This is a genomic window from Streptomyces sp. Ag109_G2-15 (genome assembly GCF_900215565.1).
Classification (GTDB): domain Bacteria; phylum Actinomycetota; class Actinomycetes; order Streptomycetales; family Streptomycetaceae; genus Streptomyces; species Streptomyces diastatochromogenes.
Window position 1 is genome coordinate 562,631 of record NZ_OCNI01000002.1, and the last position, 22,634, is coordinate 585,264.

The window sequence follows — 22,634 nt, forward strand, 5'->3', positions numbered from 1 at the left end:
GTACAGGAGTCGCCCCCATGCCCGCAGCCGACCTCATCCTCACCGGGGCCCAGGTCCGCACCCTCGACCCCGCCCGTCCCACCGCCTCGGCCGTCGCCGTGCACGACGGGACGATCACCGCGGTCGGGGAGACGGCGGACGTACGTGACTGGCGCGGCCCCGGTACCGAGGTCGTGGACTTGGGCGGCGCGCACCTCGTGCCCGGCCTGGTCGACGCGCACAGCCATCCGGTGTGGGGGCTGGACATGGCGACGGGCACGGACCTGTCGGCCGTGACGGACCTGGCCGGGCTGCGCGCGGCGCTCGCCAAGGCAGAGCGCGTGGAGGGCTGGGTCGTCGGCTTCGGCCTGGACCACAACGCCTTCGAGGGCCGGCCCGTCCACCACGACCTCGTGGCGGACGTCCTCGGTGACACGCCGGCCTTCCTGCGCCTGTACGACGGCCACTCCGCGCTCGTCAACGGCGTGGCCCTGGCGGCCGCCGGGGTGACGGGACCGCGCTCCTTCGCCCAGCGTGCGGAGGTGGTGTGCGACGCCGAGGGCCGGCCCACCGGTCACCTCGTCGAGCATGCCGCGATGGACCTCGTGGCGGACGTCCTACCGCGGCCGTCGTGCGCCGAGCGGCGCACCCGGCTGCTGGAGCTGCTGTCGGCCATGGCCGCCACGGGGCTGACCGGCGCCCATGTGATGGACGGCGGCGACCTGGACCTGGTGGCGGCGGTGGCGCGGGAGACCGTGCTTCCCGTGCGGCTGCGGTTCGCGCCCTGGTGCATGCCCGGCGCGGACGACGACGCCCTGCGGGAACTGATCGAGCTGCAGGGCAGAGGCGGCCGGCACTGGCTGGTCGGCGGGGTCAAGTTCTTCATGGACGGCACCGTCGAGGGCGGTACGGCCTGGCTGGAGCACGCCGACTGCCACGGCCAGGGCACGGACGCGTTCTGGCCGGATCCGCAGGCGTACGCCACCGCCGTACGGACCCTGCACGCGGCGGGTGTGCGGACGGCCACGCACGCCATCGGGGACGCGGCCGTGCGCCACGTCCTGGACACCGTCGCCTCCCTCGGGCCCGGCGGGCGCGGGGCGCACCGGATCGAGCACATCGAGACCGCCCCCGACGAACTCATGCCCCGCTTCGCGGAGTTGGGCGTCACCGCTTCGCTGCAGCCGCCGCACACCGGCTACACCCGGGACGACGGCACCGACGAGTGGTCGCGCCGTCTGGGCACCGACCGGGCCGCCCGCGCCTGGCGGCTGCGGGACCTGCGCGAGGCCGGGGCCACGGTCGCGCTCGGCTCGGACTGGCCCATCGCGCACTACGACGTACGGGCCGTACTGGCGACGGCGCGCCGCCCCAAGGGTGCCGCCGCGCAGCGGCCGGGGCTGACGCCGCTGCAGGCGCTGGAGGGCTGCACCAGCCACGCGGCCGCCGCAGCCGGCGAGTCCGGCGTGGCCGGCCGTATCGCACCCGGCCACCGTGCCGACCTGACCGCCCTGTCGGTGGACCCGGTGCTCGCGCCCGGCGACGAACTGGCCGACGCACCGGTCGTGGTGACGGTGACGGGCGGCCATGTGGCGCACCGGGTCACGTGACGAAGCACCCCGTCAGCGGCGCGTCAGTCCCCCGTCAGCCCCTGCTGCCACTCTTTTCATGTGAACGGCACGGGAAACCGGAAGCCGGGAACGGGGAGAGGTGCCCGGAGTGGCTGATCGGGGACCGACGAGCACGCCTCAAGGTCGGGCCCCACGGGGCCCACGCAGGTTCGAATCCTGCCCTCTCCGCTCGGTGTGCAGAAGGACCGGGAACGGGGCCGGGCGGGCTCACCACACATCGATGCGGCGCCCCGTGAACACGGTGGGCTCGATGCGTACCCACTGGTCGCGCTCTCCTCCGGCCCACGGCGTGCTGTAGGCGTGCTCGGCCAGGTGGCGCGCCTCGTCGGGGTCGGTCACGGCGCGGGCGGTGCCGTGGACCAGGAGGCTCCATCCCTGGCTCAACGCGTCATCCACGCGGTCGACTTCGAAGGACACCTCCTTGCCGAGTCCCTGGGTGGCCGGCGAGCCCGGGCGTGTCCGGAAGGCGATGGTGCCGTCGACGACGCTGTAGTTGACGGGGACGACGAGCGGTGCCCCTTCGCCGGTCACCGCGATCCTGCCCACGCCGTGCGTCGAGAGCAGCGCCCTGCACTCCTGCGGGCTCAGCTCACCGAGGCGGGCGTACCGGGCGGCCTGTCCGAGGCCGACCGGAAGACCGGCATGGCCGCCGCCGAGTTCCGCGGGGCTGGTCCGCAGGGCCCCGGCCAGTCTGAGCAGGGTGCCGGCGTCCGGGGCGGCGGTGCTGTGTTCCTCCAGGTGGGCGACGTAGTCCTCGGCCACGCCTGCGCGAAACGCCACCTGCTCCCGGGTGAGGCCCAGTTCCGTGCGGCGCCATTCGATGCGGCGTCCCAGGTCGCCCTGCGTGGCAGTCGCCACCGGAGCCTGCGTGCGGTGCTGCGGGGTCGTCCGTTCGCTCATGGCCACCCACTCCTCGCCCGGGCCGGACCGCCCGGCACCAGCGTGTTCCGTCGCTCTCACCGTCGCACACGCCCGGATCCGACCCCATGGGCCGCTCGGCCCCTCCCCGTACCGTTCGGCACCCGCCGAGCGGCCGTGCGGCTCGACTCGGGAGAGACTGGAGACATGGCCGACAAGACGGTGGATCAGCTGCCCCGCAGGACGTACGAGAAGGAACTGCTGCGTCTGCAGACGGAGTTGGTGAAGCTGCAGGAGTGGGTGCGGGCCGAGGGCGCCCGGCTGGTCGTCGTCTTCGAGGGGCGGGACGCGGCCGGCAAGGGCGGCACCATCCAGCGGGTCACCCAGTACCTCAACCCCCGCCTCGCCCGGATCGTGGCGCTGCCGAAGCCCACCGGCCGCGAGCGCACCCAGTGGTACTTCCAGCGGTACGTCGAGCATCTGCCGGCCGCGGGGGAGATCGTGCTCTTCGACCGGTCCTGGTACAACCGGGCCGGCGTGGAGCACGTCATGGGCTTCTGCACCCAGGAGGAGTACCAGCGGTTCCTGCGCCAGTGCCCGATCTTCGAGCGGATGCTGGTGGAGGACGGGATCGTACTGCGCAAGTACTGGTTCTCGGTGAGCGACGCGGTGCAGCAGGAGCGGTTCCGGCGCCGGCTGGAGGATCCGCTGCGACGCTGGAAACTGTCGCCGATGGACCTGGAGTCGATCATCCACTGGGAGAAGTACTCCCGGGCCAAGGACACGATGTTCGTGCACACCGACATCCCGGAGGCTCCCTGGTACGTCGTCGAGAGCGACGACAAGCGCCGTGCCCGGCTGAACATGATCGCCCATCTGCTGGCGTCCGTGCCCTACCAGAACGTGCCGCCGCCGGTGCTGGAGCTGCCCGAGCCACCACCGTCGACGGGGTACGAGCGCCCGCCGCGCGATCTGCAGACCTACGTCCCTGATCACTCGGCGACCCTCTGAACCCACGCGGGTTCCACATCCCGCCCTCTCCGCCGGCAGGGGCCGGGCCGTACGCCGACCACCCTGGGTACCGGGCAGACTGTGCAGGTGAACGACTACTGCCCGGTCCAGCGCGACCCCGCTCCGGAGCGGTACGGACGCCTGCACGTCCGTACCGCCGACCTCGCCCCGGCCGAGTGGCTCACCGAACGCTCCCCGGGGTACGCCGCGATGGGAACGGTGGCGGGGGTCGCCGCGCCCGGCTTCGCGGTCTACGCGAGGATTCTGCATCCGGCGTCCCTGGACGAGCGGCCGGTGCGCTGGTCGACGGTGGCCGCCGCGCACGGCACCCGGGTGACCCCGACTGTGCGCTGGCACGAGGTCATCGGGGAGGACCAGGACTACTTCAACCGCTCCGACCACGGCATGCCCGAGGTGTGGGACGAGCATCCGGGCGAGGGACCGACCCCGCCTGAGGTCGCCCGGGCCCTGATCCCTGTGCTGGGCCGGCACACCCGGACCCAGGAGCACTGCTGGTTCGGCCTGTGGTGCGGGTACGGCCGGTGGGAGTTCGACGGGATCCCCACGTTCGCGACGCCCGGCCGGGACGAGGTGCTGCTCGCCGGGGCCCTGGCCGATGCCGTCTCCCCGACGGCCCTGGACGAGTTCGCCGAGCTGCCCGACCTGTGGTGGCCCGAGGACCGCGCCTGGATCGTGGGCGGTGACGTGGACCTGGTCAGCACGTACGTCGGTGGATCCCCCGAGCTGATCGCCGAGTTGCTGTCCGACCCGGAGCTGGAGGCCCGTCCCGTGGGCGCGGGCGACCCGGTCGGCTGAGCGCCGGGTCGCCGCCGTCGGCGAAACATTTCGACGCCAACACCGAATGATGCGAGGGGTATTGACGTCACTGGCACCCCTCCTATCATCCAGAGCGTCCGGGGCTACGTTCACCGTTCGAATGTCCGAACATCGCGGAATCGAGCGCTGAAGCATGTCATGCCCCCGTCATTCGCCCGCAGCGTCATCCGACCGTACGAGGAGAACCATGAAGCCCCCACCAGGCCCGGCCGACGCCGGGCCTCCCTCTTAGGCCTGCTGGTCGCCGGCGCGCTCGTGGCGACCGGGACGGCCGGCGCCGTACCCACAGCCGTGAAGGCGAGCACGCTCGGAGCTCAAGCCGCCCAGTCGGGGCGGTACTTCGGGACCGCCGTCGCCGCCGGAAAGCTCGGCGACGGGACGTACTCGACGATCCTGGACCGCGAGTTCACCATGGTCACGCCCGAGAACGAGATGAAGTGGGACACCACCGAACGGTCCCGCGGCTCGTTCAGCTTCGCCCCCGCCGACCAGATCGTGAGCCACGCCACCGCGCACGGACAGCGCGTGCGCGGCCACACGCTGGTCTGGCACTCCCAACTGCCCAGCTGGGTCAGCGGCATCACGGACGCGAACACCCTGCGCACCGTGATGAACAACCACATCACCACCGTGATGAACCACTTCAAGGGCAAGGTCTACGCCTGGGACGTGGTCAACGAGGCCTTCGCCGACGGCGGCAGCGGGCAGCACCGCAGCTCGGTCTTCCAGAACCTGCTCGGGGACGGCTTCATCGAGCAGGCGTTCCGCACCGCCCGGTCGGCCGACCCGTCGGCCAAGCTCTGCTACAACGACTACAACATCGAGAACTGGAGCGACGCCAAGACCCAGGGCGTCTACCGCATGGTCCGCGACTTCAGGTCCCGGGGCGTGCCCATCGACTGCGTGGGCTTCCAGAGCCACTTCGGCAGCTCCGGTCCGCCTTCGAGTTTCCAGACCACGCTGGCGAACTTCGCCGCGCTGGGTGTGGACGTGCAGATCACCGAGCTGGACATCGCACAGGCGTCCCCGACGGCGTACGCGAACTCCGTCAAGGCCTGCAGGAACGTCCCCCGCTGCACCGGCATGACGGTCTGGGGCATCAGGGACAGCGACTCCTGGCGCAGCGGCGAGAACCCGCTGCTCTTCGACGGCTCGGGCAACAAGAAGGCCGCGTACAACTCGGTCCTGTCAGCCCTCGGCGGCACGACCACGGCCACGGCACCCGCCGCGCTGCCCTCCGGTTTCGGCTGGAGTTCCAGCGGCCCGCTGATCTCCCCGAAGCCGGACTCCACCCACGACATCGCCGGGATCAAGGACCCGTCCGTCGTCTACTACAAGGGGAAGTGGCACGTGTTCGCCAGCGTCGCCAGTTCCTCCGGGTACAACCTGGTGTACCTGAGCTTCAACGACTGGTCCCAGGCCGGCTCGGCCACCCACCACTACCTGGACCGCTCGGCGATCGGCAGCGGATACCGGGCAGCGCCCCAGGTCTTCTACTACGCGCCGCAGAAGCTGTGGTACCTCGTCTAGCAGACCGGGAACGCGTCGTACTCCACCAACCCGGACATCACCAACCCCGACGGGTGGAGCGCACCGCGCACCTTCTACGCGTCCATGCCGGACGTCATCAAGCAGAACATCGGCAACGGCTACTGGGTCGACATGTGGGTGATCTGCGACAACACCAACTGCTATCTGTTCTCGTCGGACGACAACGGGCACCTGTACCGCTCGCAGACCAGCGTCGCCCAGTTCCCGAACGGCTTCACCAACACCGTGATCGCCGCCCGGGACTCCAACAGGTATGCGCTGTTCGAGGCGAGCAACGTGTACAAGGTGCAGGGCAGTAACCAGTACCTGCTGATCGTCGAGGCCATCGGTTCCGACGGGCGCCGCTACTTCCGCTCCTGGACCTCCACCGGCCTCGCCGGTTCCTGGACGCCGCTGGCCGCGTCCGAGAGCAATCCGTTCGCCCGGGCGAGCAACGTGGCCTTCCCGTCGGGCGCCTGGACCAGGGACATCAGCCACGGCGAGATGATCCGCGCCGGGTACGACCAGACGCTCACCGTCCCCGCCTGCAAACTCCAGTACCTCTACCAGGGGTTGGACCCGAACGCGACCGGTGACTACAACACCCTGCCATGGCGGCTGGGTCTGCTCACCCAGACCGACTCCACCTGCTGAACGCGAGTGCCGGCCCCGCGCGGGTGCGTGCGCGGGGCCGGCTCACGCGTCGGCTAGGGGGTGACGACACTGCCGCCGAACGTCACCACGAGGTGGCCGTCCGAGGCGAAGGACCAGCCCAGGGCGCCGGAGTAGGAGGCGCACCGGGAGCCGTTCGTGCCGGTCCAGAACTGGTTGGAGCTGTCGGCGTCACCGACGGCCTTGTCGTTGGAGCCGCTGACGGCGAAGCGGCACGAGGTGTTGGTCCGGAACACCGACGTCCCCGCGTCGAACGAGAAGTTGCGCTCGGCGTTGTCGACGCTGACGTTGTTCGAGATCGCCATCGTGCCGGGGTTGCTGTTGTAGGTGAACCCGTGATGGCCGTTCTTGTAGGCGATGCTGTGCCGGACGACGTGGTTGACCGCGATGTCGTCGCCGCCGAGCTTGTAGCCGTTGCGGTCGCCGTTCTTGTTCTGGGTGCCGTCGCCGAGGGTGCCGTTGCCGTAGGAGAGGGAGTTCTCGATGGTCACCGGGCCGATGGCGCCCGTGTCGGTCTTGGTGTAGAGGTCCCAGCCGTCGTCGATGTTGTGGTGGGAGACGTCGTACCGGAAGACGTTCCCCGTGCCGGTGGTCAGCTTCGCGGCGAAGCCGTCGGCGTCCTCGCCGTCGGAGTCGGCGTTGTCATGCGACTCGGAGCTGACGATCAGGTTGTTGGACGGCCACTGGCTGCTCGGGGTGCTGGAGGCGATCCGGCCGAGCTGCAGTCCCGTGTCGCGGTTGTACGCCGTCACCGCGCGCTCGATGACGTTGTTGCTGCCGCCGACGTAGATCCCGTTGTCACCGGCGTGCTGGACGGTGAGCCCGTACAGGTGCCAGTAGGAGGCGTTCAGCTGGATCCCTCGGTTCGACGAACTCTCGCTCTGCGCCGAGAAGTTCAGCACCGGGGTCTCGCCGGGGTAGGCGGACAGCGTGGTGCGGGCGCTGGAGGTGCCGTCGCTGCCGGCCGGGATGGTGACCGTCGACGAGTAGGTGTACGTACCGCCGCGCAGGTAGATCGTGCCGCCGGAGGTGATGCGGCTGATGGCCGAGGTGAGCGTCGTCGGAGCCGACTCCGTGCCGGCCGCGCCGTCGGTGCCGCTCGGCGCCACGTACAGCACGGTGCCCGTCGCCGCCGTGGAGACGTCGGCGTCCACGTAGTCGATGTTGGGCAGGCCGGCGGAGGACGTCGGGTTGAACCGGATGGTGTTGCTGCCCGCGGTGACCGGCACGGTGAGCGTCTTGGTCACCCAGGTCCCCCAGGCGCCGGTGGCCTCGAACGACGCCGAACCGGCCGCCGAGCCGTTCACCGTGACGTCGGCCGGACGCGCGGTGGTGGTTCCGTTGGCGAAGCGGACCTGCAGGGTCGCGGTGCCCGCACTGGCGGCGTTCACGGTGAACTGGGCGTACGCGCCGCTCGCGTTGGTGCCGTTGCAGAATCCGCTGCCGGAGTAGCCGGTCCAGTCGGAGTCGACGGTGCCAGTGCAGACCGCTCCGGAACTCTCGGCTTCGTAGCGGGTGGTCGCGGCCTGTGCCGTGGTGCCGGACAGCGCGACGAGCGTGCCGGCGATCAGGCTGGCGCACGCGATGGCTGGTCTGAGGTGCATCGGCTCGTCTCCAGGGGTCGGTTCGGCTGGGCGGGTGCGGTGCCGTGGTGCCGTGGTGCGACGATGCTGTGGTTCGAGAGCGTGAACTGCACTGCCGGGTGTTTGCGGGAACTCGGCAGTGGAAAGCGCTTTCTCCGACCGTAAGGAGACGCCATGAGCGCGTCAATAGCCATGCACTTGATCAGAATTCAGTGACATGAACACGGTGGGCCGGAGGGGCTATTCTCCGGGGGCGAGGGTGCGCGCCAGGAGGCGGGCCGTGTCGGCGACCAAGGCGTTGTCCACGGGTGCGTCCTTGGCGGCCTTCGTGGACAGCACGGCCAGCACGATGGGTGTCCCCCGGGTCGTCCAGGCGACACCGATGTCGTTGGCGGTGGCGTAGTCCCCGGTCCCGGTCTTGTCACCGAGGACCCAGCCCTGCGGCAGCCCGCGACCGAACCGTTCGGCGCTGGTGGTGTTGCCCTTCAGCCAGGTGACGAGCTGCTCGCGGTCGGTTCCGTCCAGGGCCCGGCCCAGGGTCAGCCGCTCGAAGCTCCGCCCGATGGCCTCCGGTGTCGTGGTGTCGCGCGGGTCGCCGGGGACGGCGGTGTTCAGGTCGGTCTCCCAGCGGTCGAGCCGGCTCACCCGGTCGCCGAGCGACCGGAAGAAGCGGGTGAGGCCGTCCGGCCCGCCGATCTGGCGCAGCAGGAGGTTGCCGGCCGCGTTGTCGCTGTACTGGATCGCGGCCGCGCACAGGTCACCCACCGACATGCCGGTGGCGAGGTGCTCCTCGGTCCTCGGAGAGTTCGGCAGGATGTCGCGCGGCGGGTAGTGGATCACCCTGTCCAGCGGCGCGCAGCCGCCGTGGTCACGCAGTACGGCCGCCGCCGCGAACGTCTTGAACGTCGAGCACATCGCGAACCGCTCCCCCGCGCGGTACGCCACGGTCCGGCCGGTGCGCACGTTGTGGGCGTACACACCGAGCCGCGCGCCGTACCGCTGCTCCAGATCGCTCAACTGGGCGTGCGGGTCGGCCGTACCGCCCCCCGGTTCGGCCGAGGCGGTCGGCGCGACCGCGGTGGGGGCGATCACGGCGGCGGTGGTGAGGGCGAGTCCGGCCTGGAACAGGCGGCGGCGCGGCAGAGGGGTGCTGGCACTGGTCATATGCGGAGTTCTCCCTGGTCATCCGTCGTCGGTTTGGTGGATCTTCGACGGGGACCAGCGAAACAGCAGGACTCCACCCATGTCCAAGAGAGATCTTTGAACGCCTCATGACTTATTGATATGACTGCTGGATGGATCTCCTCGCGCACCTGGAGGCGTACGTCGCGACCGTCGACGAGTCGAGCTTCTCGCGCGCGGCCGACCGGCTCGGGATCGCCCAGCCGCTTCTCAGCCGCCGTATCAAGACACTGGAGGCCCACTTCGGAGGCCTGTTGTTCGACCGTTCGCGGCGGCAGATCACGACGACAGAGCTGGGCCTGCTCCTGCTTCCGTACGCGCAGGACGTGCTGGACCGGGCCCAGCGGCTCGGGCAGGTCGCCCGGTCGGCCCGCCGGGCGCAGGTGCGTGCCGTGGGCGTGCCCATGGACTGCGCACCGGTGGCGCTGGCGCGGGTCATCCGCGCGGCCACCGAACGCGGGATCACGCTCGGCATGCGCGAACTGCCGCCGGCGGAACGGGTCTCCGGGCTCGCCGACGGCTCGCTCACGTACGCGCTGGTGCGCGTCCCGCCGGAGCAGGCCGGGGTCCGGGTACCGCTCGGCCTGGCGTCGGCGGCACCGCCCGAGGCGCCGGAGCCGGCGGCCGTAGGAGCGGGCGGCGGGCGACGGCGCGCGATCCATCTGGAGGACGTGCGGCCGCGCCGGAGCCGTGACGGTGAACTTCCTGCCGTGCTGCCCGTTCTGATCCTGACCGAGGACGAAGTGCCGTACGCACACGACAGGTTGGTCCGTGCCGCCGCCCGCGCCGGGCTGCCGGAGGGCCTGGTCCGGCCGGCCGGACCGGCGGCGACGGCCCTCGCCGAGACCCTGGCCGGTGGGGCGCTTCTGCTCTGTGCCGAGCCGTTCGCCCGGCAGCACGGGGCGAGTTGGGCGCCACTGGCCGATACCGCACTGCACCGGGGGTACGACGTGCAGGGTGCACGAGGCCGGTCCGCAGCGGTGGACGTACCCGACTGGCTGACCGCGCTGCTCGCGGCGGCGGCCGGTGCCCCGACCGAAGCGCCGGACGGGCTCCGGCCGCCCGCAACCACGGCCGAGGACGCCTCGTCACGGCTGGCGGCACGCGGATGAGCGCGGAACCGGTGCACCGCCCGGCCTACGTGGCCGGGGACGGCGCCCTGCTCGACGTCGCCGAGGCGGTCGCGGCGGACTGGGCGGCGCTCGGAGTCCGTGGCTCGTTCCTCGCCCGCAACCTGGACTCGGGCGAGCAACTCGGCTTCGACGTAGACGAGACGATGCCCCTCGCCTCGGTGGTGAAGGTCCCGCTCGCCCTGGTCGTGCTGGACCGGATCGCGGCCGGGGAACTCGACCCGGCGCGCCCGGTCACCGTCGACCCCGCCACCAGCAGCATCGGCCCCACCGGACTCGCGGCGTTCCGGCACCCGGCCACCGTGGCCGTCGGCGACCTCCTCCTCCTGATGCTCTCGGTGAGCGACAACGCCGCCGCCGACGCGCTGTTCGACCTGGTGCCGGTGGCGGAGGTCGACGCCCGCCTGCGTGCGTGGGGGTGCGCGGGGATACGGGTACGGCACCGGATGAACCACATGTACGAGTGCGCGGCCGGAGCCGCCGGCAACGACTTCTCGCTCGCGCTGGAACTGGCCGTCCGCGACGAGCGTGCCGGACGGCACACCATCGAGACCCTGGACCCGGCCCACGCCAACCTCGGCTCGGCCTCGGCACTCGTTGACCTGCTGCAGCACGTGTGGACGGACGAGATCTCCCAGCCCCGAGCGACGGCCGAGCTGCGCCGCCTGATGGGCTTCCAGGTCTTCACCCAGCGGCTGGCGAGCGAGCTGCGCGCGGACACGCTGCGGTGGTGCGGCAAGACGGGCACCTTCCTCCATCTACGACACGAGATCGGGGTGGTCGAGGCCGAGTCCGGAGACCGGGTCGCCCTGGCCGCGCTCACCCGCGCGGACCGGCGGGCCGGCCTGGCCCCGGACATCGACCTCGCGATGGGAATCGGCGCACGGCGGGCGTTCGAGGCGTTGCGGGGGTGAGGGGGTGAGGGAGCGGTTCCTGCACCCGGTCGCAGCTGGGCCGCAGGGCCCCGGGTGGGGCCGAGTGGCCTGTTGTGGGTGGGACCGGATGAGCACAGGCTGGAATCAGGAGCCCCACGGTCGCGGGGGCTACCGGATCTGCGGCGAAGGGAGCCGGAGCAATGACCTCCGTCACCACCATGAGCGCGGCCCTGCCCCCCGAGCATCGCGTACAGCTGATGCAGCTCGCCCGCGAGGTCTCCTTCGAGGCCGGGACGCGGCTGTTCGAGGAGGGCCGGCGCGCCGACCGCTTCTGGATCGTACGGACCGGCACCGTCGCCCTCGACCTGCATGTGCCCGGCCGTCGTCCCGCTGTCATCGAGTCGCTCGGGCACGGCGAGCTGGTCGGCTGGTCCTGGCACTTCCCGCCCCACCTGTGGCACCTGGGCGGTGAGGCGATGACACCGGTGCGCGCCTGGGAGTTCGACGCGGAGCCGGTCCGGGCGATGTGCGCCGCCGATCCCGGGTTCGGGCGGGCGATCGCGGTCTGGATCGGGCTCGTGGTGGCCCAGCGGCTGCACGCCTCCCGGGTCCGGCTGCTCGACCTCTACGCCCCCTACGGGAGTGGTGGTCTGGAATGACCTGGACTGCGGAGGTTTCGCGGTCCTGGAGAGCTGTCCGGACCGGTTGACGCAACTCCGCCGGGCGTGACCGACCGGGACCGACCCGCGCCGGGCAGGCTCAGTCCCTGCCCCGGTTCAGGTTCCGCCACTGCTGTAGTTCCGCCACTCCGGGCCGATCCGCTTCCATTCCTCGTCCCACTCGGACAGGCGTCGGCGCATGCGCCAGGTGCGGACCACCCAGCCCCCGGTCCAGACGGCCACGCCGGCCGAGGCGGCGGCGAGCACGCCGGTCAGGGCCGACTGCAGGGTCGCCTCAGCGGTGGAGGGAGGCGGCGACACCATCCGGTTCGCGGGGTCCGTCCACACCGTGAGCCGGCTGCCGGCCGGGGCGCCCGGGTAGACCTTGGCCCGGTCGGTGTGCACCGAGCCGTCCGCGGCCGTCCAGCGCACGGTGGCCCACACCCGGCCGTCGTCGTAGCCACCGCCGGACGGCGGGGTCCGGGCCGCGTCGTCGGTCAGCACCGCGGTCACCGCGTGGACCTGGGCCCGCCGCGCGGCGAACGACGAGTCCACCGACAGGGCCGCCGCCGCGCCCGCGACGATGCCTACGAGGAGGACGAGGGTCCAGATGGCGAGCACGATCCAGGCCTCGACGACGTCGCTGTGCCGCCGGAGCGGGTTGCGACGCCATCGCCACCACCGCAGCCGGGTCACACTCGTGGGAGGTGTCCGCGTCATCGGTCGCCGCCTCCTCTCGCATACCGGCGGCCACCGGGCAGGGCGTGCGGTCCCGCTCGGCGTCCGGGTCCGGGCCGAGGTCCGGGTGACGCCCGCCACGACCCGACCCGATCCGATCCGGGCGGGCGGTGAGCGACACGGCACGGTGTCGTACACCAGGCCGCTGAACGCCACCCCACCATCGTGCACCTCGAAACGGATCGATGCCGCCCGCAGACGGAAAGAGCCGTACGACGACGCAGGACGGGACCCCTCGGGGCAGGCCACCGGTGTGGTGTCCCGGACGGTCCCGGGCCGGGGCCGATCGGCCCTTCCTCGCGTCCCGTGGGATCGATTGGCTGGTGTCATGTCCGAGAACCGGCCGGGACCGGCACAGGGCCCCGCGGACCACACGCCCCACGCGGCGGTCGTCGTACCGCTGCACGGCGAGATCGACCTGCTGACCGTGACCGCGCTGTCCCGACGGCTCGATGCGCTGACCGCGCACCCGCGCCCCGACCTGGTGCTCGATCTGCGGCCGGTCGCGTTCATCGACTGCGCCGGGCTCGGGGCCCTGTGCCGGGCCCGGAACCGGGTGCCGGCCCGGCAGGGCCGGCTACGGCTGGTCGCCGACAGCCCGGGCTTCCTGCGGATGCTGCGGGTCACGGGCCTGTCGGGCGTCTTCGAGGTGCTGCCGAGACCACCGCTGATCTCGGTGCCGGAGCCCGACGGCCGCTGGCCCGGGACACCCGGGCAGCCGGTTCAGCTGTGCCAGCTCCAGTCGGCGACCTCCGGGAGGTCGGTGCCGTGTGCGCGGATCCAGTCGTGGTGGCGGGCGCGGGCGTCGGCCATGGCCTGGCGTACGCCGGCGGCGCGCGTCGCGAGGCCGGGCACGCGGTCGATGACGTCCATGACGAGCCGGTAGCGGTCGAGGTCGTTGCGCACGACCATGTCGAACGGGGTGGTCGTGGTCCCGGACTCCTTGTAGCCACGCACGTGCAGGTTGTGGTGGCCGGTGCGGCTGTAGGCGAGGCGGTGGATCAGCCACGGGTAGCCGTGGTAGGCGAAGACCACCGGTTTGTCGGCGGTGAACAGTCCGTCGAACTCGAAGTCGGTCATCCCGTGCGGATGGTCCTCGCGCGGCATCAGCCGGGTCATGTCGACCACGTTGACCACCCGCACCGCCAGGTCGGGCAGATGCCGGCGCAGCAGCTGTGCGGCGGCCAGCACCTCCTGCGTGGGTACGTCACCCGCGCAGGCCAGGACGACGTCCGGTGCGCCGCCGTTCTCGGTGCCGGCCCACTCCCAGATCCCGGCGCCGCGGGCGCAGTGGACCCGGGCCTGGTCCAGGGACAGCCAGTCGAAGCACGGCTGCTTGCCGGCCACGATCACGTTGACGTAGTCCCGGCTGCGCAGCACGTGATCGGTCACGGACAGCAGGGTGTTGGCGTCCGGCGGCAGATAGACGCGCACCACCTCGGGGCTCTTGTTGAGGACGTGGTCGACGAAGCCGGGGTCCTGGTGCGAGAAGCCGTTGTGGTCCTGGCGCCAAACGTGCGAGGTCAGCAGGTAGTTGAGGGAGGCGACGGGGGCCCGCCAGGGCAGCCGGCGCGAGGTCTTCAACCACTTGATGTGCTGGTTGACCATGGAGTCGACGATGTGCACGAACGCCTCGTAGCAGGAGAACAGTCCGTGCCGGCCGGTGAGCAGATAGCCCTCCAGCCAGCCCTGGCAGAGGTGTTCGGAGAGGATCTCCATCACCCGGCCGTGCCGGTCCAGGTGTTCGTCGACCGGGAGCGTCTCGGCCTGCCAGGCCTTTCCGCTGGCCTCGAAGACGGCCTGGAGCCGGTTGGAGGCGGTCTCGTCCGGTCCGACGAGCCGGAAGTCCCGCCGCGCGCCGGTGTCGCGCATGACCTGTTCGAGCAGGCCGCCCAGGACCCGGGTGGGTTCGTGCAGGGTCGTGCCGGGTTTGTCGACGGGTACGGCGAAGCCCTCCAGGGCCGGCAGGGGCAGCTCGCGGACGAGGAGGCCGCCGTTGGCGTGCGGGCTCGCGCCGAGCCGCTTCGTCCCGTCGGGGACACAGGCGAGGACGTCCGCGACGGGCCGGCCGTCGGGGCCGAACAGTTCCTCGGGCCGGTACGAACGCAGCCACTCCTCCAACTGCCGCAGGTGCTCGGGGTTCTCCCGGACTTCCGGCAGCGGGACCTGGTGGGCACGCCAGGTGCCCTCGACGGGTTCGCCGTCCACCTCGGCTGGGCCGGTCCAGCCCTTGGGGGTGCGCAGCACGATCACCGGCCAGTGCGCCCGCTCGCCGCCGCCCTCCTCGCGGGCGGTGCGCTGGATCCGGGTGATGCGGTCCAGCGCGTCGTCCATCGCCGCCGCCATGGCGCGGTGCACCTGCCGCGGATCGTCGCCGGTCACGTGCAGGGGTTCGTGGCCGTATCCCCGCAGCAGTGCGTCGAGTTCGGGCTCCGGCACGCGGGAGAGCACGGTCGGGTTGGCGATCTTGTAGCCGTTGAGGTGCAGGATCGGCAGTACGGCCCCGTCGTGCACCGGGTCGAGGAACTTGTTGGAGTGCCAGGAGGCGGCCAGCGGTCCCGTCTCCGCCTCGCCGTCGCCGATCACACAGGCCACCAGCAGGTCCGGGTTGTCGAGGGCCGCGCCGTAGGCGTGTGCGAGCGAGTAGCCGAGTTCGCCGCCCTCGTGGATCGAGCCCGGGGTCTCGGGGGCCACGTGGCTGGGCACTCCGCCCGGGAAGGAGAACTGCCGGAACAGCCGCTCCATGCCCGGCGCGTCCCGTGACACGTCCGGGTACGTCTCGCTGTAGCTGCCCTCCAGCCAGGAGTTGGCGAGGACCGACGGTCCGCCGTGCCCGGGGCCCCACACGCACAGCGCGTCGAGGCCGCGGGCCCTGATCACCCGGTTGAGGTGGGTGTACACGAGGTTCAGGCCGGGGGACGTGCCCCAGTGGCCCAGCAGCCGGGGCTTGATGTGCCCCGGCTTCAGCGGCTCGGTCAGCAGCGGGTTGGCCATGAGGTAGATCTGGGCCGCCGCGAGGTAGTTGGCGGCGCGCCAGTGCGCGTCCAGGGTGCGCAGTTCGTCGTCGGTCAGTGCCGTGGCGTCCGGCTGGGCGGCCTTGGACATGGGGACTCCGGAGATCTTCGTCGGTTGCCGGCAGGCGTGCCGGGAATGTCAGGAAAGGTCGGGTACCACGGCGACCGGGCATGCCGCGTGGTGAAGCACCCCGTGGGCGACCCGGCCGAGCTGCGGGCCGAAGTGCCCCGGGCGGCGCCGGGTACCCACGACCAGCAGGTCGGCATCGCGGGAGGCGGCCAGCAGGGCGTCGCGGGGACGGCCCGTGACGGTGTGCCGCCGCACCTCCAGGCCGACCGGTACGTCCCGCAGAGACTTGTCCAGCGCCAGGGCTGCGTCCGGCTCCCGCTCGTCACCGCCCAGCAGGGTGTGACGCAGCACGTGTACGGCCTCCAGGGGTACCCCGCGCAGGCCGGCCTCCTCCGCGGCGAACCGCAGGGCCGCCGAGCCCGCCGTCTTCTCGTCGACGCCCAGGACGACCCTGCCGCCTGCCCCGGGGCGGGCCTGGTCGTCGTGGCCGCCCGGCAGCACGATCACCGGGCAGCGCGCGTGCTCGGCCACCGTCACGCCGACGGAGCCGAGGAGCGCCTCGGTGACGCCGCTGCGGCCGCGTTGGCCGAGGACCACCGCGAGCGCGGACCGGCTCTCCCGCACCAGCGCCTGCTCCGGTTCCTCGGGCAGCACCTCGGTGGTGATCCGCACGTCCGGTTGCCTGCGGTGGGCGCGCCGCTCGGCGGTCTCCACGATGTCCTCGGCCATCACCTGTTCGGACGGTCTGTCGGAGCCCTGACCGAGGGAGGCACCCTCGTAGCGCTCCCATACGGACGCGTACACGAGCCGCAGCGACGCACGGTGCAGGGCCGCGGCGTCCGCCGCCCAGTCCACGGCGCTCAGGCTCGACTCGGAACCGTCCACGCCGACGACGAGGGGCATGACCGCCACCTCCCGGGGTGAGGAATCCATGGCGTGCCCGGTCTCAAGCCGTCCCGGGGCGCACGACCACCACCGGGCAGGCGGCGTGGTGCGTCACGTGCTGGCTGACGGAACCCAGCAGGGCGCGGGCGAAACCGCCGTGCCCCCGGCTGCCGACGACCAGGCACTCGGCGCCCTCCGCGGCCCTGAGCAGGACGTCTGCGGGGTTGCCGTGCACCACCAGCGGCCGTACCGAGCCGAACGCCTCCGCGCCGAGCGCCTCGGTCAGTTCCCGCGTCATCCGCTCGCGGGCGTCCTCCTCGTCGACGTCCAGGTCCACCGCGGGCGCCGACCAGCCGTACAGGCCCGGCAGCTCCCAGGCGGCCACGGCGTCCACGGTGCCGCCGACGAGCCCGGCGTAGCGCACGGCCCAGCGCAGGGCCGCGTACGAGGACGGCGACCCATCGACACCGGCCACGATCCGGGGCCGGGATTCCTCCGTGTCCATGCGTCCCACCTCTCTCACGGCCAGAGCACCGGCCTCGCCGTTCGGTCCCCCATGCCCCACGCTGCGCGAGGTCGCGCCGCGCCGCCACAGCAGCGCATCCGGCGGCATGAGGGCCTCAGGGCAGCAGCCGCTGTTCCTTCGCCACCGCCACGGCGCCCGCCCGGGTGTCCACGCCGAGCTTGTCGTAGATGCGGCGCAGGTGGGTCTTGACCGTGGCCTCGCTGATGTACAGGGCGCGGGCGATGGCGTGGTTGGGCAGGCCCTGGGCCAGGTGGGCGAGGATGTCGCGTTCGCGAGGGGTGAGGGCCGGGCGGGGGTTGCGCAGACGGGCCATGACGCGGTCGGCGACCGGCGGTGACAGGGCGGGGCGGCCCTGGGCGGAGGCGTGGATCGCGGTGAAGAGGTCCTCGGCGCGCTCCGCCTTGAGGAGGTATCCGGTGGCTCCGGCCTCGATGGCCCGGGTGACGTCCGCATCGGTGTCGTACGTCGTCAGGACCAGCACGTGCGGGGCGGGGGTGAGGGCGCGCAGTCGGCGGGTGGCCTCCACGCCGTCCATGCCCTCGCCCAGCTGCAGGTCCATGAGCACGACGTCCGGCGCGGTCTTGCGGGCCAGCGCCAGCGCTTCCTCGCCGCTGCCGGCCTCGCCGACGACCTCGATGTCCGGGGCGCTGTGCAGGAGGGCCAGCAGGCCGGCGCGTACGACGGCGTGGTCGTCGCAGACGAGGATGCGGACGGGGGCCGCGGGGGCCGGCTCGGGGGTCCCGGTCATCTGGGCTCCAGCGGGATCGCGGCGGACAGGGCCGTGCCCTCGCCCGGTGCCGACTCGATGGTGAGGGTGCCGCCCAGCTGGCGCAGGCGGGCGCGGATGGCGGGGAGCCCGTGGCCGCGTCCTTCGGTCTCCGGGACCGTACCGGTGTCGAAGCCCCGGCCGTCGTCCGTGACGTCCAGGACGATCTGGTCGTCCAGGCAGGTCAGGGTGAGGGTCGCCGTGGTGGCGGCCGCGTGTTCGCGGACGTTGGCCAGGGCACCCTGGGCGATGCGGAGCAGGGCCGACTCCACGGGGGCGGGCAGGGCGGCGGGCGGGGTGCCCTCCAGGTGGACGCGGACGGTGAGCGTGGGCGTCGTCTCGCGGTCGGCGACCGCCCGCAGGGCCTGGAGCAGGCCGCCGCCCTCGGCCAGGTCGGCGGGGGTCAGGTCGTGGACGAAGCGGCGGGCCTCGGCGAGGCTGCGCTCGGCGATGGACGCCGCCGTGCGGACGTGGTCGCGGGCGGTGTCCGGGGCGGTGTCCCAGAGGCGGTCGGCGGCCTGCAGGAGCATCCGCTGGCTGGACAGGCCCTGGGCGAGGGTGTCGTGGATCTCCCGGGCCAGCCGCTCGCGTTCGGCGAGGGTGCCCTCGCGGCGCTCGGTTGCGGCAAGTTCGCGGCGGGTGCGGACCAGGTCGTCGATCAGGGCGTCGCGGCGGGCCGACTGGCGCTGCATGACGACGTAGACGGTGGTGGCCACGGCGGCCACGGCCGGGGGTGCGACCAGCACGTTGGGGTCCGGCCAGCCCGCGAGGCTCAGCTGGGCCGCGACGGCCAGCGCGGTCAGCAGCGCCACCAGCGCGATCGCGGCGCGCGGCGGGAGGGTGCGCAGGCCGGTGTAGAACAGCGGGACCGCGCACCAGGCGAAGCTGGGCGCCAGGACCACGAGGAGCGCCCAGGTCGCCACCACCAGGCCCAGCCAGGCCAGCCGGCGCGGGGCGGGGCGGGTGCCGAGGGCCGGGCCGAGCACGTACAGCACCGCCAGCAGGGCGGAGAGGGCGATGATCCAGGGGGTGCGGGGGCCCTCGGCGTGCCGGGCCAGGTAGCGGGCGAGGGACGCGGCCAGCAGCACGAAGAACGCCGTGTGCATGACGACGTTGAGGGCGCGGGTGTCGTCGCGTTCGGGCGTGGCCACCGGTGACTCCTCCCTCGCCATCGCGCTGAGCTGGGCAAACACCCTCCATTGTTCCCTGACCCGGCGCCCTGGGGGTCATCCGATCGGATGACCCCCAGGGCAACCGGTCCGTCGACGTCGTACGTCCGGATCCGGGCCGAGGATCGGTGACGGGAGCGACTCCGCCCCCGGATCCGACCGCAGAGAGGTCCCTCGTGATGCCCAGCCGCAAGAAGCCGTCCAGCCGTACCCGCGTCCTCGCCGGCGGCGCCGTCCTCGCCGTCGTCGGTGCCGGTGTCGTCGGTACGGTGGCCGCCAGCGCCGCCGACTCCGCGGGCCCCGCACCCGCCGCCGCGGCCGTCCGGAGCGGCAACCTGACCGAGAGCACGCACCTGACCCTCGACGCGGCCACGAAGGCGGCGCAGGCCGCGGTGGACGCCGCCGAGCAGGACGGCCGGCGGGTGTCGGTGGCCGTCGTCGACCGCAACGGGAACACCCTGGTCACCCTGCGCGGCGACGGTGCCGGACCGCAGTCGTACGAGTCCGCCGAGCGCAAGGCGTTCACCGCGGTGTCCTGGAACGCGCCCACGTCCGAGCTGGCCAAGCGTCTTGAGCAGGCGCCGGCCCTGAAGGACATCCCGGGCACGCTGTTCCTCGCGGGCGGCGCCCCCGTGACCGCCAAGGGTGCCCCGGTCGCGGGCATCGGCGTCGCGGGCGCCCCGTCGGGCGACCTGGACGAGCGCTACGCGCAGGCGGGCGTGGCGGCGCTGGGCCGCTGAGCAGGGTCCGGGACAGCCGCCGTACGGTGCGGCTAGGGTCCGTCCGGTGAGTGACTACTACGACCTGTTCCTGGCCGTGGATCTCCGGCCGGATCTGCCCGAAGCGTTCCTACGGGAACTTGCCTGGCTGGTCGGACAGGCCGACCCGCCGCCGGTCTTCGAGTCGGCGGACTGGACGGTCTGGGGTGATCCCTGGCAGGTGCTGGCCGGCGGGGAGGCGAGCCACTCCTTCGACGGGGCGGACACCTCCCTGCTGGTCAGGGCCGCCGCCAGACAGAACGCGGACGGCGGGGTTCCGTGGGCCCTGACCGTCCGGGTCTGCATCCACGAGGACGAGTTCGGGGTCCTGATGGAGGTCCTGGAGTGGGTGCTCCGGGAGGCGGTCACGGAGGGCTGGGCGGGATTCCTGCGCGACTCCGGGCCGGGGGACGTCCAGCACATCGTGCGTTCCCGGGCCGGGTTCGAGATCGTGAACATGCGCGCGGCCGGCCGGCAGATCCAGGTGTCCTGGGGGTAGGGACGGCGAAGGCGCCCGAGCCGGCCCGTGCGGGGCCGGTCCGGACGCCTTCAGGCGGTTGCTCAGACGAGGTCGAACCGGTCGAGGTTCATGACCTTGTCGAACGCGGCGACGAAGTCCGTCACGAACTTCTCCTTCGCGTCGTCGGAGGCGTAGACCTCGGCGAGCGCGCGCAGCTCGGAGTTCGAGCCGAAGACCAGGTCGGCACGGGTGCCGGTCCACTTGACCTCGCCCGAGGCGTCGCGGCCCTCGAACGTGGTCTGGTCCTCGGAGGTCGACTTCCAGGTCGTGCCCAGGTCGAGCAGGTTGACGAAGTAGTCGTTCGTCAGCGTGCCGGGCCTCTCGGTGAGGACACCGTGCTGCGAACCCTGGTGGTTGGCGCCCAGGACGCGCAGGCCGCCGACGAGGACGGTCAGCTCGGGGGCGCTCAGGCCCAGCAGGTTCGCCCTGTCGAGCAGCAGGTACTCGGCCGGCAGGCGGTTGCCCTTGCCCTGGTAGTTGCGGAAGCCGTCCGCGCTCGGCTGGAGCGCCTCGAAGGACTCGACGTCGGTGTGCTCCTCGGTCGCGTCGACACGACCCGGGGTGAAGGGCACCTCCACCTCGTGACCGCCGTCCTTGGCGGCCTTCTCCACGCCCGCGACACCACCGAGGACGACGAGGTCGGCCAGGGAGACCTTCTTGGCACCGGAGGAGGCGTTGAACTCCTGCTGGATGCCCTCGAGGACGCGCAGCACCTGGGCCAGCTCGTCGGGCTCGTTGACCTCCCAGCCGCGCTGCGGCTGCAGGCGGATGCGGGCGCCGTTGGCACCGCCGCGCTTGTCGCTGCCGCGGAACGTGGACGCGGACGCCCACGCGGTGCTGACCAGCTGGGACACGGTCAGGCCGGAGTCGAGCAGCTTGGCCTTGAGGGACGCGATGTCCGCGCCGTCGATCAGGTCACCCTCGCGCTCCGGCAGCGGGTCCTGCCACAGCAGCGTCTCCGCCGGGACCTCCGCACCGAGGTACAGGGACTTCGGGCCCATGTCGCGGTGGGTCAGCTTGTACCAGGCGCGGGCGAAGGCGTCCGCGAACTCCTCCGGGTTCTCGTAGAACCGGCGCGAGATCGGCTCGTAGATCGGGTCGAAGCGCAGCGACAGGTCGGTGGTGAGCATCTGCGGGCGGTGCTTCTTCGACGAGTCGTGCGCGTCGGGGACGATCTCCGGAGCGTCCTTCGCCACCCACTGGTGGGCGCCGGCCGGGCTCTGGGTGAGCTCGTACTCGTACTCGAAGAGGTTCTTGAAGAACTCGTTGCTCCACTGGGTCGGCGTGGTGGTCCAGGTGACCTCGAGGCCGGACGTGATGGCGTCGCCGCCCTTGCCGGTGCCGTAGGTGCTGGCCCAGCCGAGGCCCTGCGCCTCGATGGGGGCGGCCTCGGGGTCGGCGCCGACGTTCTCGGCCGGGCCGGCGCCGTGGGTCTTGCCGAAGGTGTGACCACCGGCGATCAGCGCGACGGTCTCCTCGTCGTTCATCGCCATGCGGCGGAACGTCTCACGGATGTCGCGGGCCGCGGCGATCGGGTCCGGGTTGCCGTTGGGGCCCTCCGGGTTGACGTAGATGAGGCCCATCTGGACGGCGCCGAGCGGGTTCTCCAGCTCGCGGTCGCCGGTGTAGCGCTGGTCGTCAAGCCAGGTGGTCTCGGGACCCCAGTAGACGTCCTCCTCGGCCTCCCAGACGTCCGCACGGCCGCCGCCGAAGCCGAAGGTCTCGAAGCCCATCTGCTCCAGCGCGACGTTGCCGGTGAGGATCATGAGGTCGGCCCAGGAGATGCTCTGGCCGTACTTCTTCTTCACCGGCCACAGCAGACGGCGGGCCTTGTCGAGGTTGCCGTTGTCCGGCCAGCTGTTGAGGGGGGCGAAGCGCTGCTGGCCGGCGCCGGCGCCGCCGCGGCCGTCGCTGATGCGGTAGGTGCCCGCGCTGTGCCAGGCCATCCGGATCATCAGCGGGCCGTAGTTCCCGAAGTCGGCCGGCCACCAGTCCTGGGAGTCGGTGAGCACCTCGGCGATGTCCCGCTTCACGGCGGCGAGGTCGAGGTTCTTGAAGGCCTCGGCGTAGTCGAACTCCTCACCCAGCGGGTTGGCCACGGCGGGGTTCTTGGCAAGGATCTTCAGGTTGAGCCGGTCCGGCCACCACTGGCGGTTGCCGCCGCCCTGGGTCGGGTGCGCGGCACGGTCGTGTGCGACCGGGCACTTCGCCTCGGCAGGGGTGTTCTCGGACATGCGGGAA

The 22,634-nt window shown here is 72.1% G+C and carries 18 protein-coding genes and 3 pseudogenes; 11 read left to right on the forward strand and 10 right to left on the reverse strand.

The genetic code is table 11. The features are described 5' to 3' along the window. Positions 1-17 precede the first annotated feature (17 nt). Both CRP49_RS39050 and CRP49_RS47280 read left to right on the forward strand, forming a co-directional pair. The gene (locus CRP49_RS39050) at positions 18-1,589 is read left to right on the forward strand and encodes an amidohydrolase (protein ID WP_097258128.1); all 1,572 of its coding nucleotides are present in this window, start codon (positions 18-20) and stop codon (positions 1,587-1,589) included. 94 nt (positions 1,590-1,683) lie between these two features. After that, positions 1,684-1,778, forward strand: a pseudogene (locus tag CRP49_RS47280). A 39-nt stretch (positions 1,779-1,817) separates the two neighbouring features. Here the strand turns inward: CRP49_RS47280 and CRP49_RS39055 are convergent. After that, entirely contained in the window at positions 1,818-2,510 is a 693-nt protein-coding gene (locus tag CRP49_RS39055; protein WP_097258129.1) for a pyridoxamine 5'-phosphate oxidase family protein, read from the reverse strand. 165 nt (positions 2,511-2,675) lie between these two features. On the opposite strand from CRP49_RS39055, the gene ppk2 reads away from it, so the two are divergent. The 3 genes and pseudogenes from ppk2 (at position 2,676) to CRP49_RS39070 (ending at position 6,500) form a co-directional block, all read left to right on the forward strand. Next, positions 2,676-3,479 (forward strand): polyphosphate kinase 2, encoded by an 804-nt coding sequence (gene ppk2 / locus CRP49_RS39060; protein WP_097258130.1) that lies wholly within the window; start codon positions 2,676-2,678, stop codon positions 3,477-3,479. An 87-nt stretch (positions 3,480-3,566) separates the two neighbouring features. Next, positions 3,567-4,295: a hypothetical protein gene (locus tag CRP49_RS39065; protein WP_257033784.1), complete on the forward strand. Its 729-nt coding sequence runs from the start codon at positions 3,567-3,569 to the stop codon at positions 4,293-4,295. 159 nt (positions 4,296-4,454) lie between these two features. Next, positions 4,455-6,500 (forward strand): annotated as a pseudogene (locus tag CRP49_RS39070) (non-reducing end alpha-L-arabinofuranosidase family hydrolase). 53 nt (positions 6,501-6,553) lie between these two features. On the opposite strand, the gene CRP49_RS39075 reads toward CRP49_RS39070, so the two are convergent. Beyond that, positions 6,554-8,122 (reverse strand): carbohydrate-binding protein, encoded by a 1,569-nt coding sequence (locus CRP49_RS39075; protein ID WP_097258132.1) that lies wholly within the window; start codon positions 8,120-8,122, stop codon positions 6,554-6,556. Between the two features lie 219 nt (positions 8,123-8,341). Next, on the reverse strand, positions 8,342-9,265 hold the full coding sequence (gene bla, locus CRP49_RS39080) for a class A beta-lactamase (protein ID WP_097258133.1): 924 nt from the start codon (positions 9,263-9,265) through the stop codon (positions 8,342-8,344). Positions 9,266-9,396: 131 nt separating this feature from the next. Between bla and CRP49_RS39085 the strand changes: the two genes are divergently transcribed. The 3 genes from CRP49_RS39085 to CRP49_RS39095 all read left to right on the forward strand — a co-directional run bounded on the left by CRP49_RS39085 (position 9,397) and on the right by CRP49_RS39095 (position 11,947). Beyond that, positions 9,397-10,395 (forward strand): LysR family transcriptional regulator, encoded by a 999-nt coding sequence (locus CRP49_RS39085; RefSeq protein ID WP_097258134.1) that lies wholly within the window; start codon positions 9,397-9,399, stop codon positions 10,393-10,395. Continuing rightward, positions 10,392-11,327 (forward strand): serine hydrolase, encoded by a 936-nt coding sequence (locus tag CRP49_RS39090; RefSeq protein WP_097258135.1) that lies wholly within the window; start codon positions 10,392-10,394, stop codon positions 11,325-11,327. The genes CRP49_RS39085 and CRP49_RS39090 overlap by 4 nt, the downstream gene beginning before the upstream one ends. A gap of 161 nt (positions 11,328-11,488) precedes the next feature. Beyond that, positions 11,489-11,947, forward strand: coding sequence for a cyclic nucleotide-binding domain-containing protein (locus CRP49_RS39095; protein WP_097258136.1), 459 nt, complete (start codon positions 11,489-11,491; stop codon positions 11,945-11,947). A 117-nt stretch (positions 11,948-12,064) separates the two neighbouring features. On the opposite strand, the gene CRP49_RS39100 is transcribed toward CRP49_RS39095, so the two are convergent. Then, on the reverse strand, positions 12,065-12,667 hold the full coding sequence (locus CRP49_RS39100) for a hypothetical protein (protein ID WP_097258137.1): 603 nt from the start codon (positions 12,665-12,667) through the stop codon (positions 12,065-12,067). A 346-nt stretch (positions 12,668-13,013) separates the two neighbouring features. Between CRP49_RS39100 and CRP49_RS39105 the strand changes: the two are divergent. Beyond that, positions 13,014-13,352: pseudogene (locus CRP49_RS39105) on the forward strand (STAS domain-containing protein); the annotation flags it as partial. Positions 13,353-13,408: 56 nt separating this feature from the next. On the opposite strand, the gene CRP49_RS39110 reads toward CRP49_RS39105, so the two are convergent. From CRP49_RS39110 to CRP49_RS39130, 5 genes are all read right to left on the reverse strand, one after another. Continuing rightward, positions 13,409-15,790 carry a phosphoketolase gene (locus CRP49_RS39110; RefSeq protein ID WP_097258138.1) on the reverse strand — a complete coding sequence of 794 codons (2,382 nt, stop codon included), beginning with the start codon at positions 15,788-15,790 and terminating at the stop codon, positions 13,409-13,411. Between the two features lie 48 nt (positions 15,791-15,838). After that, positions 15,839-16,672: a universal stress protein gene (locus tag CRP49_RS39115; RefSeq protein WP_257033785.1), complete on the reverse strand. Its 834-nt coding sequence runs from the start codon at positions 16,670-16,672 to the stop codon at positions 15,839-15,841. Positions 16,673-16,715: 43 nt separating this feature from the next. Then, positions 16,716-17,159, reverse strand: coding sequence for a universal stress protein (locus CRP49_RS39120; protein ID WP_097259267.1), 444 nt, complete (start codon positions 17,157-17,159; stop codon positions 16,716-16,718). A 115-nt stretch (positions 17,160-17,274) separates the two neighbouring features. Beyond that, on the reverse strand, positions 17,275-17,928 hold the full coding sequence (locus CRP49_RS39125; protein WP_097258140.1) for a response regulator transcription factor: 654 nt from the start codon (positions 17,926-17,928) through the stop codon (positions 17,275-17,277). Next, positions 17,925-19,052 carry a sensor histidine kinase gene (locus CRP49_RS39130; protein ID WP_373560445.1) on the reverse strand — a complete coding sequence of 376 codons (1,128 nt, stop codon included), beginning with the start codon at positions 19,050-19,052 and terminating at the stop codon, positions 17,925-17,927. Before CRP49_RS39130 ends, CRP49_RS39125 begins: the two co-directional genes overlap by 4 nt. 242 nt (positions 19,053-19,294) lie before the next feature. Here CRP49_RS39130 and CRP49_RS39135 point away from each other — a divergent pair, with 242 nt between their 5' ends. Together CRP49_RS39135 and CRP49_RS39140 are read left to right on the forward strand one after the other, a co-directional pair. After that, on the forward strand, positions 19,295-19,855 hold the full coding sequence (locus tag CRP49_RS39135; protein WP_097258142.1) for a heme-binding protein: 561 nt from the start codon (positions 19,295-19,297) through the stop codon (positions 19,853-19,855). Between the two features lie 46 nt (positions 19,856-19,901). Beyond that, positions 19,902-20,372 (forward strand): hypothetical protein, encoded by a 471-nt coding sequence (locus CRP49_RS39140; RefSeq protein WP_097258143.1) that lies wholly within the window; start codon positions 19,902-19,904, stop codon positions 20,370-20,372. A 62-nt stretch (positions 20,373-20,434) separates the two neighbouring features. Here the strand turns inward: CRP49_RS39140 and katG are convergent, their stop codons facing one another. Continuing rightward, on the reverse strand, positions 20,435-22,627 hold the full coding sequence (gene katG / locus CRP49_RS39145; RefSeq protein WP_097258144.1) for a catalase/peroxidase HPI: 2,193 nt from the start codon (positions 22,625-22,627) through the stop codon (positions 20,435-20,437). Positions 22,628-22,634 lie beyond the last annotated feature (7 nt).

What these genes read in the sequence shown, in the direction of transcription:
- CRP49_RS39055 (WP_097258129.1), bottom strand. Translation starts at nt 2,510, where the DNA reads ATGAGCGAACGGACGACCCCGCAGCACCGCACGCAGGCTCCGGTGGCG.
- CRP49_RS39095 (WP_097258136.1), top strand. Translation starts at nt 11,489, where the DNA reads ATGACCTCCGTCACCACCATGAGCGCGGCCCTGCCCCCCGAGCATCGC.
- CRP49_RS39130 (WP_373560445.1), bottom strand. Translation starts at nt 19,052, where the DNA reads ATGCACACGGCGTTCTTCGTGCTGCTGGCCGCGTCCCTCGCCCGCTAC.
- CRP49_RS39100 (WP_097258137.1), bottom strand. Translation starts at nt 12,667, where the DNA reads ATGACGCGGACACCTCCCACGAGTGTGACCCGGCTGCGGTGGTGGCGA.
- bla (WP_097258133.1), bottom strand. Translation starts at nt 9,265, where the DNA reads ATGACCAGTGCCAGCACCCCTCTGCCGCGCCGCCGCCTGTTCCAGGCC.
- CRP49_RS39110 (WP_097258138.1), bottom strand. Translation starts at nt 15,790, where the DNA reads ATGTCCAAGGCCGCCCAGCCGGACGCCACGGCACTGACCGACGACGAA.
- CRP49_RS39050 (WP_097258128.1), top strand. Translation starts at nt 18, where the DNA reads ATGCCCGCAGCCGACCTCATCCTCACCGGGGCCCAGGTCCGCACCCTC.
- CRP49_RS39135 (WP_097258142.1), top strand. Translation starts at nt 19,295, where the DNA reads ATGCCCAGCCGCAAGAAGCCGTCCAGCCGTACCCGCGTCCTCGCCGGC.
- katG (WP_097258144.1), bottom strand. Translation starts at nt 22,627, where the DNA reads ATGTCCGAGAACACCCCTGCCGAGGCGAAGTGCCCGGTCGCACACGAC.
- CRP49_RS39115 (WP_257033785.1), bottom strand. Translation starts at nt 16,672, where the DNA reads ATGCCCCTCGTCGTCGGCGTGGACGGTTCCGAGTCGAGCCTGAGCGCC.
- CRP49_RS39090 (WP_097258135.1), top strand. Translation starts at nt 10,392, where the DNA reads ATGAGCGCGGAACCGGTGCACCGCCCGGCCTACGTGGCCGGGGACGGC.
- ppk2 (WP_097258130.1), top strand. Translation starts at nt 2,676, where the DNA reads ATGGCCGACAAGACGGTGGATCAGCTGCCCCGCAGGACGTACGAGAAG.
- CRP49_RS39075 (WP_097258132.1), bottom strand. Translation starts at nt 8,122, where the DNA reads ATGCACCTCAGACCAGCCATCGCGTGCGCCAGCCTGATCGCCGGCACG.
- CRP49_RS39085 (WP_097258134.1), top strand. Translation starts at nt 9,397, where the DNA reads ATGGATCTCCTCGCGCACCTGGAGGCGTACGTCGCGACCGTCGACGAG.
- CRP49_RS39120 (WP_097259267.1), bottom strand. Translation starts at nt 17,159, where the DNA reads ATGGACACGGAGGAATCCCGGCCCCGGATCGTGGCCGGTGTCGATGGG.
- CRP49_RS39125 (WP_097258140.1), bottom strand. Translation starts at nt 17,928, where the DNA reads ATGACCGGGACCCCCGAGCCGGCCCCCGCGGCCCCCGTCCGCATCCTC.